Here is a 12,959-nt window from a genome sequence, read left to right as displayed (position 1 = left end):
TCGACAACCCACGTCCGATGGTCACTCGACGCGTCACCCGAGCACTCCTCGGGTTGCTTGGGTTCGTCGCCGTCGCCGGCGTCGCGTACGCGCTTCGCTGGCGGCAGCACCCGTCCCCGTGTCCGTACGCCCGCCGACGCTGGATCGACCTCCCGCGGCCCGTCATCACGCGGACCCGTTTGCGAGCACTGCTCGCACCACAGTCGGGCGAGCGCATCCTCGAGGTCGGGTCTGGAACGGGGCACTACACGCTCCCCATCGCACGGCAGCTCGAGCCGGGTGGCACGGTCCACGCGGTCGACGTCCAGCGAGGGATGCTCGAGCAACTCCGGACGCAGGCGACTGCTCGAGACTGTACAAACGTCGTCCCAGTCCACGCCGACGGACAGACGCTGCCGTATCCCGACGACACGTTCGACGCCGCATATCTGGTCCTCACCCTCGGTGAAATCCCCGATCAACAGCGAGCACTCGCCGAACTCTACCGCGTGGTGAAACCCGGTGGCCGCCTCGTCGTCGGAGAACTGCTCCCGGATCCTCACTTCGTTACCCGACCGACGCTTCGCCGGCGAGCCAGTCGGGAGGGCTTCGAGTTCGACGCGTTCGCGGGCACTCGAGTCGGGTATTTCGGTCGCTTTCACGTTCCTGCGTGATCGTCCGCGTTGCACAGATTTCGAAACACTGATTCGTGTTTGCTCATCACACAGTCTACTCGAGAGAACGTTCCACTGCGCGAAACGGGAGTTATTCGGGGAATGAAGGCTGTTCGATCATCGCCAATGTATCCCTGCTTGCTTCGACGCGAGCTCGACCCATTCCTGTATTGTGCAATTCACACAAAACCTTTAAACACTACCAGCCCATAGAAGAGCGTGATGGCAACTGATGCACACAGCGGCTCACCCGGACAGTCTCCCGACGAACCCGTCCACATCGAGAGCAAAGGTCACCTCGATGAGGTCGTCGCGGACCACGACGTCGTCCTCGTAGACTTCTTTGCGACGTGGTGTGGGCCATGTCAGATGCTCGAGCCCGTTATGGAGGGGCTGGCGAGCGAAACCGACGCCGTCGTCGCGAAAGTCGACGTTGACGACCTCCAGCAACTCGCCGGAGCCTATGGCGTCCGCGGCGTCCCAACGCTCGTGCTCTTCGCGGACGGCGAGCAGGTCGAACAGCACACCGGCGCGCTGCCGGCAGACCGACTGCGCGACATGATCGAGGGATACACTGAATGAACGAGGACACACCTGACGCGACCGTCCACGACGTCGTGATCGTCGGCTCCGGCGTCGCCGGGCTCTCGGCGGCAGTGTACGCCGCACGCGCCGACCTCGAGCCGATCGTACTCGAGGGGCCGGAGCCAGGCGGCCAGCTGACGCTGACGACCGAGGTCGAGAACTTCCTCGGCTTCCCCGAGGGGATCGGCGGCATGGAACTGATCCAGAACGGGAAAGAACAGGCCAAACGGTTCGGTGCCGAGTTCGTCCACGGCACCGTCGAGGACGCGGCGCTCGAGGAGCGACCGTTCGCTCTCGAACTGTCGAACGACGAGACGCTGCGAACGCAGTCGTTGATCGTCGCAACCGGCGCGAGCGCGCGCTGGGTTGGGGCCGAAAACGAAGACGAGCTGATGGGCTATGGCCTCTCGACGTGTGCGACCTGTGACGGCGCGTTCCACCGCGGCGACGACGTGCTCGTGATTGGTGGCGGCGACAGCGCGATGGAAGAAGCGCTCTTCCTCGCGAAGTTCGCCGACACCGTCACGGTCGTTCACCGTCGCGACGAACTGCGCGCCTCCGACATCATGGCTCGTCGTGCCCGCGAACACGACCAGATCGAGTTCCGCTGGAACACCGAACTACTCGAGATCCACGGCTCCCAGGACGACGGTGTCACCGGTGCGACGCTGGTGAGCCACCCCGACGGCCGCCCGAAGGAGAAACTCGGCTCCGACGAGGACGTCGAGTCGGAGGACGTCGACGTCGGCGGGATCTTCTACGGCGTCGGCCACGTCCCGAACACGACGTTTCTCGAGGAGACGGCCGTCGACCTCGACGAAGAGGGCTATCTGCAGACCCTCGAGGGGATGACGACCGAAACCGCAGTCGAGGGCGTCTTCGGCGCGGGTGACGTGATGGATCCCGACTATCGACAGGCGATCACGGCTGCCGGAACCGGGAGTATGGCCGCGCTCGACGCTGAATCCTGGCTCGAGGAGCAGGCTGTCGCATCTCAATCCGAGACCGCTGTCGCCGTCGAGGCGGACGACTAGCGCGTTCGACTCGATCGCCGCTTCGCACTAGTATTGCGTTTTATGGACAATTCTAACTTCTACGTTCCGTGCTGTTATCATTCCTGGTCCCCCATCGTGGAAACGTGGCTTTTAGCAGTGCAAACTTGCTAGCAGTTTGGTTACTACTGACTCGAGTGACGGAACGCTCGTGCGATATCGATCGACTCAGCCCGTCCACTTGTGTGTAGTATTGTGGTAATCACACAAAGTCTTAAGTTCGAATAGTCTATACAGCAGCATACAATGGGCGAATCCATCTCGAACACGAGTACGACGCAGTCCTACGGCGCACAACGCTACGTGAACAAACTCCTCGGTGCCTTTCTGGGTATCGCGGTCATCGGGTGGGGCGCCAGTATCTTCCTCACCGCGGTGCACTTCTGGGCGCTCCCGCTCCCGTCCGGCATCGAACCCGAGGGAAGTATGGCCGTGATCACGAGCGCGTGGGCGTACGTTGGCCCGATCCCGCTTGCCTTACTCGGCGCGGGCTACTACGCCACGATGCTCGTCCTGGGCGGGCTCTGGCTCGAGACGAAACACGACCTGCTCGAGCGAGGGATCTTCCTGATCACGCTCGGTGGGCTGGGCGCGTCGGCGTACTTCGTCTACCTGCAACTGGGCGTGATCGGGGCGATCTGCCCGTTCTGTATGATGTCCGCGGCGGCGACGACGAGCCTGTTCACGATCGAACTCGTCGTGAAGTATCTCGGCGGCGGTCGTATCGCTCCGCCGGTCTCCAGTACACGGATCTGGCCGCCGCTGCTCGTCGCGATCATCGGGATGACGGTGACGGCGATGTACGGTCTCACGCTGGCACCGATCCCAGGAACCTGATCGCGCGATTTCGCTCTCCCGGGGTCGGTGATCAGCTGGTTTCTTTCCGACCACTCACTGTCTCGGGATCGAGCCGAAAATCGTGAAACGTGATCTCCGACCGCGGTCGATCGAAGACGTCGACCGTCGGAATTTCGACCGCCCACATCCCCTGTACGGCGACCGACTCGTGTGGAAGCTCGGTGAGCTCCTCGAGCGTTCCGGCGGCGACGACGCTGCGCCAGCCGTCATCGCCTTCGGCGTAGGTGACGAACGACACTGGGTTGTCGATGACCGTCTCTTTGGTACTCCCTGGCGGAAAGGAGAGCCGAAAGTAGAAGTCTTCGGCATCGTCGTAATAGCCGTACGAAACCGGGAACGACGCCGGCGGCTCGTCCCCACTCGTTGCAAACGAGAGCACGCCAATGCCGCCGGTTCCCAGGAACTCGTTTCGCTCCTGTTCGGACAGTTGCACCCAGCGAAGGCCTGTCATACACTACGCGTACAGGTCGAAGTGAGAAAAGGTTCAGTTACAACGATCCGGAGTGTCTTCGCAGACGGTACACTGTCGCGGTTCTCGAGTGTGCGAGCGTCGCATACGTTTATGATAACATGTGACGAACTAGCATGTCGATCATGGTAGAACGAACATCGCTCGATGGGGCAGTCTCGATCGTTACCGGCGCAGGTGGAGATATCGGCAGCGGTATCGCAACAGAACTGGCGTCCGCGGGAAGCGACATCGTCATTGCTGATGTGGACGTCCTCGAGACGGCGTACAATCAGCAGTCCTCACAGGAAGTCAGCGGTGCGACGCGGGCACAGGCGGTCGTTGAGCAGATCGAAGACCAAGGACAGCGGGCCCATGTCGTCGAGTGCAACGTGACCAAACCGGAGCAGGTCGACGCGCTGATCGACGAGACCGTCTCGGAGTTCGGCGGACTCGATCTGCTCGTAAACAATGCCGGCATTATTACCGTCACGCCTGTCGAGGAGATGGCAGCGGACGAATGGGACTCGATCATGGACGTGAACGCGAAAGGGGTATTCCTGGTCTCGAAGGCCGCAATTCCACATCTTCGAGAGTCGGAGGGGAGCATCATCAACACCGCCTCGATTGCCGGCGACATCGGCGCGGCCGGTCTCGGACACTACTGTGCATCGAAACACGCTGTGCTCGGACTGACAAAGTCGCTTTCCCTCGAGCTCGCACCGGACGTAACGGTCAATGCCATCTGCCCAGGAATTGTCCAGACACCGATGTGGGAAGACGTGCTGACACCTGAACTCGAGGAATCCTACGAGGAAACCATCGAACGAGTTATTCCGATGGGACGTGACCAGACACCGGACGATATGGGTCGACTTGCAGTCTTCTTGGCTGAGAACCGAAACATTACCGGTCAGGCAGTTACTGTCGACGGTGGCATCCTACAGAACGTTATCTGATACGGACGCCTGTCCGTCAGTTTCGGTGCACCCGCAACCGTTCGGGGTGCGCCGAGACACCGGGACAGCAGACCGTCTGAATACCGTGCTGTGGAGTGTCTCCGTTCGGAACTCATGAACAAGATTTTGGTGTCGGATCCCGTCGTTCCGGTATGACGAAACACGTCTTGGTGCCGCTCGATGGCTCCGAATCGTCGTGGGACGCGGTAGACTATGCGTTCGACCAGTACGACGGCGAGCGGATCACGATCTTGCACGTCATCGATCCAGCCGACGGCGTCTACGCGGGTTCTGACAGCGGCTACTACGACAGCACGACGTTCGACCGAGCGCGCGAGCGCGGCGAACAACTCTGTGACGAGGCCACAGACCGATTCGAGGAGGGGAACTACTCCTCGTCGACGGTGCTCGAGACGGCTGTCGAAACTGGCCGGCCGTCCCACACGATTCTGCGGGCCGCCGACGACCGGAACGTCGACCACATCGTCATGGGGAGCCACGGTCGCTCGGGCATCTCACGGATCCTGCTCGGTAGCGTTGCCGAAACGGTTACCCGGCGGGCAGCGGTGCCAGTGACGATCGTTCGATAGCGGCCCGGACGGACTGACTCGAGACACAGCGCTCGATCACTCACGGCTCTCCTCGCGTGAACACGAGTGGATGGGACGGTCCAAGACCCGATTGCGACACGTATTTCGGACGAGGGCACGGAAAATCGATCATGACATTCGGAACGTGTTCTGTTCGAACGCTTCGGTTGGTGCAGTATCGAGACGGCAGCTGGATGGAGTGGTCGTCGTGAAGAAAAACGTCGGCAAGACGGAGAAGACGGTTCGACTTCTCGGCGGGCTCGCATTCGTCGGTGCATCGATGGCGACCATCGCCTTCGGTGAATCGCTTGGAGCCGGCAGACAAGGCCTCATTGCAGCAGCGATGTTACTGGTTGCGGCAGTGCTGTTGGCGTCTGCGGGTGCACAAACGTGTCCGGCAAATCGCGTGCTGGGCCGAGACACCTACGACGGCGACCGGTCCGAAGACGACTGACCCAGTCGCTGTCACGGTGTCCCAGCACACCTACAGGGTGGGTCGCGGGTGCAACGGCACTGACCGACAGGCGTCCGTATGACTCCTCGAGCGACCTGTTCTGTTCGCTCGTGGCCACGGTCAGGACTCGAGTCGACAGCGAACGATTTCGACCGGGAACACCCAGACGGTTGCCTCGCGTGTGTCGTCGATCCGAAACCCGGCCTCACGAAGCGTGTCACGAGCGTAGATCGGGCGACAGTCGACGTGCGTTGGGATCAGCGTGTGAACTGACTCGTACAGCCACGTCGCTGGCCCATCGCCACGGCGGGACAGTGAGACGACACAGAGTCGGCCACCAGGAGCGAGCACGCGCTGCCACTCCGTGAGCACGGCCAGCATCTCGGGTGTATCGAACAGTTCGAGGACGAAACTCACGAACAGTGCATCGAAGGCATCGTCTTCGAACGGCAGCGTCGCGGCGTCGCCCAGTACCACAACGCCGTAATCGAGGCCGGCATCAGCGAGCGCCCCTCTCGAGACACGAGTCATCCCGTCGGCGAGGTCGATTCCGACGGCAGTCCCGTCGGCCCCGACAGCTCGGGACAGCGCGACGAGTGCGGTTCCGGTTCCACAGCCCACGTCGAGGACGCACTCGCCCGGCTGTGCATCGAGGAGGTCGATCCCTGCCGTGCGTGCCGGTGCCTCAAACGGGTCGGCGAACGTGTCGTACCGTTCGCTGATCCGGTCGTACCACTCCCGAGCGGCCCCTTTTGGCCGAGAGACGCGGCTGATCGGCCCCGGCGGTGTCTCGCTTGGAGCGCCGTCGACATCGGTACTCGAGGGCGACTCGTCGCCGGCGACCGGTGGCTGCTCGTCAGCGGTCACTCCTCAGGTGCCTCGATCAGTTCGAACAGCGGATCGAAATCCTCGGGCAGTTGATTGTTGACTTTCTCGAGGTTCCCCGCCGGAACGATCTCGCCGACGACGGCCAGTAGCTGCTGGGCGTGGTAGTTGGCGTCGGGTCGGTCGACACCCTCGCGTTCGGCGATCCGATCGAGAAACGCCTGATAGTCGAAGCGCTGTCCGTGCTCGGCGTCGATCAGGTAGCGATCGATTTCCATCGGGAGTGGGCTGGCGAGATCGGTCGCCTCCCCTTCTTGCAGGCGTTCGCCGAGCGTCGTCAGGACAGCTCTGGTCGCCCGAACTGCCTGTCCGAACTGTGCATACTCGAGTCGGTGCTGAACCTGGCCGATGAATTCCTTGTAGTTCATAGCGAGCGATCAGGCGTACACCAACGGCACGCATAAAGGCATGCTGTCAGTCGGAACGGAGTCGTGACTCAAGACAGGTCGACGGCTCGAGCAGTCCTTGCATAGTCTTTTGAGACTCCGCGAAGTACGAAGAGGTGATGTCTCGCCAACTACTCGTCCCTGTCGACGGCTCGCCGCTGTCGAAGCAGGCACTCGAATACGCGTTCGAAATCCACCCTGACGCGTCCGTTGTCGCGCTCCACGTCATCGATCCGTCGGAGCCCGGCTACAGCTCCATGACACCCATCGACGTCAGAAACGAGCCACCTCACGGCTCCGAAGCATGGTACGACCGAGCAGCCGAGGAAGAAGCACTGATTTTCGACGAAGTTCGCGATCTGGCGGCCGAGCACGACGCTGCTCTCACCACCGAAAGCAAGACCGGCGATCCCGCTCGCGAAATCGTCGACTACGCTGAGGAGCACGATATCGATGGGATTGTTCTGGGCGGGCACGGACGGACGGGACCGGGCCGGCTGTTACTCGGCAGCGTCGCGGAGTTGGTCGTCGCCCGCTCGCCAGTGACCGTCACCGTCGTTCGCGAAGCAGCCGACGAGTAGTCGACGCCGTCGCTGCTATCGGACGACCGTTACCGGAACGCTCGCACGCTTGACGACGAGTTCGGCGGTGCTCCCCATCCGCGCCTCGGCGACGTTCCCACGGCCACGGCTCCCGACGACAATCCCATCGGCGTCCGTCTCCTCGACGGCGGCGACGATCGTCTGTGCTGGCGAGCCGACTGCGGTCTCGGTTTCGACTGTGACGGCCGTTGTGTCGACATCCTCGAGCGCAGTTTCGAAGAGCGCGGCCGCTTCTGCGTGTTGGTCCTCGAGCCACTCTTCGGTCAACGGTGATAGCCCCGCCTCGTCTGGGGTCACCTCGAACGGATCGATCGCATGAAAAACCACGAGTCGCGCACCCGGAAACGTCTCGAGAGCGTAACTCAATGCAGCCTGTGCGTGTGGCGAACCGTCGTGTGCGACGAGAATCGATCGCGACATGATCGTAGCAGACTGTTAGAGAGAGTCGATAGTAAACCTAGTCGACGGTCCCGCCTCCGAACGCAGTTGGACGCGAGTGCCAACCGACATCTCATTCGTCGTCAACGGCGTCGGGAACGACGAGGACGGGAATCGTCGCCGTGCGGACGACCTGATCGGCCGTACTCCCGAGCAGCGCTTCCGTGACCGCTCCACGCCCGGTTCGCCCGAGGACGAACTGGTCGATACCGTGTTCGTCGGCGTAGCTGATGATCTCCTCGGCGGGGCGACCGCGCCGAACGGCTCCTGTGATGTCGACGTCGTACTCGTCGGCGCTCGAGACGAGTTCGTCGACGAGGCGCTCTTTGGCCTCGACGAGTTCGTGGACGTCTTCGACACCGAACGCCAGCGGCCCGCTGGCGGTGTCCATGACCGTCAGCACGTGTACGACTGCCGCTTCCCGGTCGGCGATCGCTAACGCGCGCTCGAGGGCGTTCTCAGCGGCGTCGCTTCCGTCGATCGCCACGAGAATCGAGTGAATGGACTCGGCAGCGTGATTCGTTGAAGACATGATAGGTTATGAGACACGTACTGTCTGGCTCCTCTTAATCATTTATAGTGCCGGCGACGATAGCTCCAGCGGGCGAGACAGTTACCTGACGACGACGACGGGGATCGGCGAGCGGCGAACGACGGCCTCTGCGACGCTGCCGAGAAGGACTCGTGACACCCCTTCTCGGCCGTGGCTGCCGATGACGATCGTATCGTACCCCTCCGTTTCGGCCTGTTCGATGATCTCCCGATCCGGTTTCCCCGTCGCGACGTCGGTGTCGAGTTCACGGTCGTGTGCCGCTGCAGTCGTCGTTGCGTCCTCGAGGATCTCCTGCCCGCGTTCGCGAGCCCGCTCGATGTCGGCGGCTCTGTGTTCGTCATCCTCGAAGGCGGCCCAGTAGCCTTCGGGAAGCGGAACGACGGTGAGGGCGGTGACCGACGCGTCGGGGAACGTTTCGAAGGCGTACTCGAGTGCCTTCGTTGCGGGCGGCGAGCCGTCGTACGGGACGAGAATACGCTCACTCATACGGTACTTTACACCGGCAGATGGTATAATACCATCTCTCCTGTCGGCTGCCCATCACCACTCCATCCCGCCGTTGATGCCGATGACCTGTCCGGTCATGTAATTCGCATAGTTGCCAGCGAGGAAGCGAACCATGCCGACGATATCTTGGGTATCGGCGAACCGATTCAGTGGAATGTCCTCGCGGATCTGCTCACGGACGCGATCCGGGACTTTCTCGAGCATGTCGGTCTCGGTGAAGCCGGGGGCGACGCAGTTGGCCGTCGAGTCGTGTCTGGCGAGTTCGAGCGCGATCGTCCGAGTGAAGGCGATGAGGCCGCCTTTCGACGTGGCGTAGTTGGCCTGCCCGTAGTTGCCCTGCTGGCCGACGACGCTCGAGATGTTGATCAGTCGTCCCTGATCGGCCGTTTTGATGTCGTCGTAGAACGCCTTGGTACAGTTGAACGTCCCGTTGAGGTTGACCTCGATAACTCGGTTCCAGTCCTCGTAGGTCATCTCTTCGAACTTCCGATCGATGGTGATCCCTGCGTTGTTGACGAGGACGTCGATCGAGCCGAGTTCGTCGTGGACCTCATCGGCCATCTGGACGACTTCGTCGGGGTCCGAGACGTCAGCACCGACGGCGATCGCCGTTTCGTCGTTCGCTCGAATTCGTTCGGTCACTTCCTGTGCTTTTTCGTCGGAGCTGCGGTAGTTCACGACGACGTCTGCCCCACAGCGGGCGAACTCGAAGGCGATATCGCGACCGATCCCGCGCGAGGAACCGGTGACGAGACAGGTTTTATCGGCGAGTGGCCGACGATCGAGGGGCTCTAATCGCTGGATTGATTCAGACATACGGATAGCGCTACACCGTCTATCATGTTAATCTTATGTCTCGCTTTCATCGACTGTGACATGTTGGAGCCGCGACGGCACCAGAACACCGTCGACCATGAGCAGCGACCACATCCTCGACCGCTCGTACTCGCGAACATCACAGCGTTCGAACGCACACTAGAGTTTGTCGACCCCGAACGGAGATTCTCACTCTCTGGGCACGGCAACTAAATACTACTTCACTGAGTGTACTCATACACACGTGTCACGGTCAGCACAAGACGAGCGAGCCGAGCCTACGACGGACCATGACTGGCACTCGAGGGCGCTTGCGGACGTTTATTCGGGACTCGAGACCTCGGAGCAGGGGTTGGCGTCGGACGAGGCGAGCGCTCGTCTCGAGCGCGAAGGGCCGAACGAGATCGAAGCCGGGGACGGAATCTCGCCGCTGCAGATCTTTATCGACCAGTACAAGCCGGCGCTGATCTGGGTGCTCATCGTCGCGGCGGCGGTGATGGCTTTCGTCGGGCACACGATCGACGCAGGGGTGATCGCCGGCGTCGTCGTCTTCATCACCATCTTCGGCTTTCTACAGGATTACCGCGCCGAACAGAGCATCCAGGCGCTCAAGGAACTGTCGACGACGTATGCGATGGCCAGACGGGACGGCGAGAAGACCGAACTCGACGCCACGAAGCTCGTCCCCGGCGACATCGTCTTCGTCGAGTCGGGCGATATCGTTCCGGCTGACGCTCGGCTCATCGAGGAATCCAACCTCAGCGTCGACGAGGCGGCGCTGACGGGTGAGAGCGTCGGCGTCTCGAAAGAGATCGGCGAGGTCGACACGGAGACCTCGCTCGCCGAGCGGGAGAACATGCTCTACAAGGACACCGTCGTCGAGCGTGGCTCCGGCACGGCGGTCGTCGTCGAAACCGGTCCCGAATCCGAGATTGGCCAGATCGCGACCGCCCTCGAGGAAGCCGAGGAACGAGACACGCCGTTCCAGACGGAGATGGATCGGCTGGGCAAACTCATCGCGCTCGGTGTCCTCGGCATCGTCTCGATCATCGCGATCACGGAACTCGTGATCGGCGATACGCCGCCGCTGCAGGTTTTCCTGACGGCAGTCGGGATCGCCGTCTCGGCGGTGCCCGAAGGGCTGCCCGCGGTCGTCACCCTCTCGCTTGCCCTCGGGGCGCGTCGGATGGCTGAGCAGAACGCACTCGTGCGCCGCCTGCCGATCGTCGAGGCGCTTGGCTCGGTCGACGTCATTTGTACGGACAAGACCGGGACGCTCACCGAAGAGGAGATGACTGTCCAGCGGATCGTCGCCAACCGCGAGACCTACGACGTGACCGGCACCGGCTACGACACCGAGGGCGAGTTTTTACAGGACGATACGCCCGTCGACAGCGACCGCGTCGCGGAGGTACTGCGCTGTGGAATGCTCTGTAACAACGTCGACGTCGGCACCCGCGAACGAGACGGCGACGTGGCGACACATAGTGACGGCACCCGCACGTATCTCGGCGACCCCACCGAGATCGCGCTGTTTGTCGCCGCTCAAAAGGCCGGCTTCGACCACGACGAACTCGACGCGGCCTACCCCCGACTCGGCGAGGTTGATTTCACCTCCGCGCGAAAGCGGATGACGACCGTCCACGAGACGCCCGACGGCAGGACTGTCGCCTACATGAAAGGCGCACCCGAGACCGTCCTCGAGCGCTGTGATCGCGAACTCGTCGACGGCGAACACGTCGCGTTGACCGACGAGCGTCGGGCGGAACTCGAGGCACAAAACGAGTCGTTCGGCGAGGACGCATTGCGCGTGATGGGGTTTGCCTACCGGCCCGACGTGCCCGAATCTCAGGCCCAGGATCCAGACGAGGACCTCGAGCAGGAGCTGGTCTTTCTCGGTCTGCAGGGAATGCTCGACCCGCCCCGGCCAGAGGTTCCCGGTGCGATCGAGGGCTGTCTCGACGCGGGCATCAACGTCGTGATGATCACCGGCGACAACGCCGTCACGGCGCGGGCCGTCGGCGAGGAGGTCGGCCTGCGCTCGACGCGCGTCGTGACGGGGCCCGAACTCGAGGGGATGACCGACGAGGAACTGCGTGAGATCGTCGATGACGTCGACATCTTCGCCCGTACCTCGCCCGACCACAAGACGCGGATCCTCCAGACGCTCCAGGCGAAAGGCCACACGGTCGGCATGACCGGTGACGGGGTCAACGACGCACCCGCCGTCAAGAATGCCGACGTCGGGATCGCGATGGGGATTCGTGGCACCGACGTCACGGAACAGGCCTCCGATATCGTCTTGCTCGATGACAACTTCGCGACGATTCGGGACGCCGTCAAAGGCGGCCGCCGCATCTTCGACAACGTCCGCAAGTTCGTCAACTACCTCTTATCGGGCAACGGCGGCGAGGTGACGATGATCTTTACCGGGACGCTCGCCGGGCTCGGACTCGTAATCACGCCGATTCAGGTCCTCTGGATCAACGTCGTCACCGACGGGATTCCCGCGCTCACGATGGGCGTCGATCCCGCGGCCGACGACGTGATGGAGCGCGAGCCCCGGCCGCCCGACGAGGGCGTCATCACCGACCGGATCGTTACCTCGATCGTCGGCATCGCGATCTTCATGACGGTCTGTCTGCTCCCGCTATTTACGCTCAACTTCTACGGCGAGTTGATCCCGGGCTACGACGTGACAGGGGCGGTGTTTGGCTGGAGTCCTGGCTACGAGGTCGGCCGAGACCTCGCCCAGACGATGGTGTTCACCGGGTTCGTCGTCTTCGAGATCGTCCGCATCCAGGCGGTCCGGTTCCGATACGGGCTCGGGCTCTTCTCGAATCGGTGGCTCGTCGCCGCGGTCGCCATCGCGGTGACGTTGCAGTTGCTCGTCCTCTACACGTCGACCGGCCAGTTGCTGTTCGACGTCGAACCGCTTGCGCTCGTCCACTGGGTCCAGCTCGCGCTCGCGACGACGGTGTTCGCACTGCTGATGGCGGGCTTCGTGAAGCTTCAGGATCGGTACTTCGAGCGGTACTGAGACTGTTCGACGACCGTTGGGGCTCGATTGGTTGGCACAACTGAACGTCGTCGGATAGCTCGAGGCTGTTATGCTCGAATTCGCGAGTTTCCGTTCGATAATAAATGGGTATTAAGCAACAGCATGTCCTTCT

At 62.3% G+C, this 12,959-nt stretch carries 16 protein-coding genes; 9 read left to right on the top strand and 7 right to left on the bottom strand.

Annotated elements, in window-relative coordinates; translation table 11 throughout:
- Positions 1-17: 17 nt before the first annotated feature.
- The 4 genes from BW940_RS04635 (at position 18) to BW940_RS04620 (ending at position 3,127) form a co-directional block, all read left to right on the top strand.
- Complete coding sequence (locus tag BW940_RS04635; protein ID WP_076608013.1) at positions 18-653, top strand: class I SAM-dependent methyltransferase; 636 nt, start codon at positions 18-20, stop codon at positions 651-653.
- 222 nt (positions 654-875) lie between these two features.
- Positions 876-1,235, top strand: a complete 360-nt coding sequence (trxA, locus tag BW940_RS04630; protein ID WP_076608012.1) for a thioredoxin — start codon at positions 876-878, stop codon at positions 1,233-1,235.
- Positions 1,232-2,272: an NAD(P)/FAD-dependent oxidoreductase gene (locus BW940_RS04625; protein ID WP_076608011.1), complete on the top strand. Its 1,041-nt coding sequence runs from the start codon at positions 1,232-1,234 to the stop codon at positions 2,270-2,272. Before trxA ends, BW940_RS04625 begins: the two co-directional genes overlap by 4 nt.
- A 264-nt stretch (positions 2,273-2,536) precedes the next feature.
- Positions 2,537-3,127: a vitamin K epoxide reductase family protein gene (locus BW940_RS04620; RefSeq protein ID WP_076608010.1), complete on the top strand. Its 591-nt coding sequence runs from the start codon at positions 2,537-2,539 to the stop codon at positions 3,125-3,127.
- Between the two features lie 31 nt (positions 3,128-3,158).
- On the opposite strand, the gene BW940_RS04615 is transcribed toward BW940_RS04620, so the two are convergent.
- Positions 3,159-3,599 carry a pyridoxamine 5'-phosphate oxidase family protein gene (locus tag BW940_RS04615; RefSeq protein WP_076608009.1) on the bottom strand — a complete coding sequence of 147 codons (441 nt, stop codon included), beginning with the start codon at positions 3,597-3,599 and terminating at the stop codon, positions 3,159-3,161.
- Positions 3,600-3,742: 143 nt separating this feature from the next.
- On the opposite strand from BW940_RS04615, the gene BW940_RS04610 reads away from it, so the two are divergent.
- The 3 genes from BW940_RS04610 to BW940_RS04600 all read left to right on the top strand — a co-directional run bounded on the left by BW940_RS04610 (position 3,743) and on the right by BW940_RS04600 (position 5,599).
- Positions 3,743-4,555 (top strand): SDR family NAD(P)-dependent oxidoreductase, encoded by an 813-nt coding sequence (locus tag BW940_RS04610; RefSeq protein WP_076608130.1) that lies wholly within the window; start codon positions 3,743-3,745, stop codon positions 4,553-4,555.
- A 152-nt stretch (positions 4,556-4,707) separates the two neighbouring features.
- The gene (locus BW940_RS04605; RefSeq protein ID WP_076608008.1) at positions 4,708-5,145 is read left to right on the top strand and encodes a universal stress protein; all 438 of its coding nucleotides are present in this window, start codon (positions 4,708-4,710) and stop codon (positions 5,143-5,145) included.
- Positions 5,146-5,353: 208 nt separating this feature from the next.
- Entirely contained in the window at positions 5,354-5,599 is a 246-nt protein-coding gene (locus tag BW940_RS04600) for a YgaP family membrane protein (RefSeq protein ID WP_076608129.1), read from the top strand.
- A gap of 120 nt (positions 5,600-5,719) precedes the next feature.
- Here BW940_RS04600 and BW940_RS04595 read toward each other — a convergent pair whose 3' ends face one another.
- Together BW940_RS04595 and BW940_RS04590 are read right to left on the bottom strand one after the other, a co-directional pair.
- The gene (locus tag BW940_RS04595; RefSeq protein ID WP_084776731.1) at positions 5,720-6,466 is read right to left on the bottom strand and encodes a class I SAM-dependent methyltransferase; all 747 of its coding nucleotides are present in this window, start codon (positions 6,464-6,466) and stop codon (positions 5,720-5,722) included.
- Positions 6,463-6,852: a DUF2267 domain-containing protein gene (locus BW940_RS04590; RefSeq protein ID WP_076608007.1), complete on the bottom strand. Its 390-nt coding sequence runs from the start codon at positions 6,850-6,852 to the stop codon at positions 6,463-6,465. The genes BW940_RS04595 and BW940_RS04590 overlap by 4 nt, the downstream gene beginning before the upstream one ends.
- Before the next feature lie 137 nt (positions 6,853-6,989).
- On the opposite strand from BW940_RS04590, the gene BW940_RS04585 reads away from it, so the two are divergent.
- Positions 6,990-7,451 (top strand): universal stress protein, encoded by a 462-nt coding sequence (locus BW940_RS04585; protein ID WP_076608006.1) that lies wholly within the window; start codon positions 6,990-6,992, stop codon positions 7,449-7,451.
- 15 nt (positions 7,452-7,466) lie between these two features.
- On the opposite strand, the gene BW940_RS04580 is transcribed toward BW940_RS04585, so the two are convergent.
- From BW940_RS04580 to BW940_RS04565, 4 genes are all read right to left on the bottom strand, one after another.
- Positions 7,467-7,892 (bottom strand): universal stress protein, encoded by a 426-nt coding sequence (locus BW940_RS04580; RefSeq protein WP_076608005.1) that lies wholly within the window; start codon positions 7,890-7,892, stop codon positions 7,467-7,469.
- A 91-nt stretch (positions 7,893-7,983) separates the two neighbouring features.
- Positions 7,984-8,442, bottom strand: coding sequence for a universal stress protein (locus BW940_RS04575; RefSeq protein ID WP_076608004.1), 459 nt, complete (start codon positions 8,440-8,442; stop codon positions 7,984-7,986).
- A gap of 81 nt (positions 8,443-8,523) precedes the next feature.
- The gene (locus BW940_RS04570; protein WP_076608003.1) at positions 8,524-8,949 is read right to left on the bottom strand and encodes a universal stress protein; all 426 of its coding nucleotides are present in this window, start codon (positions 8,947-8,949) and stop codon (positions 8,524-8,526) included.
- 54 nt (positions 8,950-9,003) lie between these two features.
- Positions 9,004-9,786 carry a 3-oxoacyl-ACP reductase family protein gene (locus BW940_RS04565; protein ID WP_076608002.1) on the bottom strand — a complete coding sequence of 261 codons (783 nt, stop codon included), beginning with the start codon at positions 9,784-9,786 and terminating at the stop codon, positions 9,004-9,006.
- A 244-nt stretch (positions 9,787-10,030) separates the two neighbouring features.
- Here BW940_RS04565 and BW940_RS04560 point away from each other — a divergent pair, with 244 nt between their 5' ends.
- A complete protein-coding gene (locus BW940_RS04560) occupies positions 10,031-12,826 on the top strand; it encodes a cation-translocating P-type ATPase (protein WP_076608001.1) in 2,796 nt (931 codons plus the stop codon).
- Positions 12,827-12,959: the final 133 nt, after the last annotated feature.

Origin of the sequence: Natronorubrum thiooxidans (genome assembly GCF_900156475.1) — an archaeon.
GTDB lineage: Archaea > Halobacteriota > Halobacteria > Halobacteriales > Natrialbaceae > Natronorubrum > Natronorubrum thiooxidans.
Note: the sequence above shows the minus strand (reverse complement) of the source record. Positions and strands in the feature narration are given on the sequence as shown.

Coding starts and splice junctions, on each gene's coding strand:
- BW940_RS04635 (WP_076608013.1), top strand. CDS start 18: ATGGTCACTCGACGCGTCACCCGAGCACTCCTCGGGTTGCTTGGGTTC.
- trxA (WP_076608012.1), top strand. CDS start 876: ATGGCAACTGATGCACACAGCGGCTCACCCGGACAGTCTCCCGACGAA.
- BW940_RS04625 (WP_076608011.1), top strand. CDS start 1,232: ATGAACGAGGACACACCTGACGCGACCGTCCACGACGTCGTGATCGTC.
- BW940_RS04620 (WP_076608010.1), top strand. CDS start 2,537: ATGGGCGAATCCATCTCGAACACGAGTACGACGCAGTCCTACGGCGCA.
- BW940_RS04615 (WP_076608009.1), bottom strand. CDS start 3,599: ATGACAGGCCTTCGCTGGGTGCAACTGTCCGAACAGGAGCGAAACGAG.
- BW940_RS04610 (WP_076608130.1), top strand. CDS start 3,743: ATGGTAGAACGAACATCGCTCGATGGGGCAGTCTCGATCGTTACCGGC.
- BW940_RS04605 (WP_076608008.1), top strand. CDS start 4,708: ATGACGAAACACGTCTTGGTGCCGCTCGATGGCTCCGAATCGTCGTGG.
- BW940_RS04590 (WP_076608007.1), bottom strand. CDS start 6,852: ATGAACTACAAGGAATTCATCGGCCAGGTTCAGCACCGACTCGAGTAT.
- BW940_RS04585 (WP_076608006.1), top strand. CDS start 6,990: ATGTCTCGCCAACTACTCGTCCCTGTCGACGGCTCGCCGCTGTCGAAG.
- BW940_RS04580 (WP_076608005.1), bottom strand. CDS start 7,892: ATGTCGCGATCGATTCTCGTCGCACACGACGGTTCGCCACACGCACAG.
- BW940_RS04575 (WP_076608004.1), bottom strand. CDS start 8,442: ATGTCTTCAACGAATCACGCTGCCGAGTCCATTCACTCGATTCTCGTG.
- BW940_RS04570 (WP_076608003.1), bottom strand. CDS start 8,949: ATGAGTGAGCGTATTCTCGTCCCGTACGACGGCTCGCCGCCCGCAACG.
- BW940_RS04565 (WP_076608002.1), bottom strand. CDS start 9,786: ATGTCTGAATCAATCCAGCGATTAGAGCCCCTCGATCGTCGGCCACTC.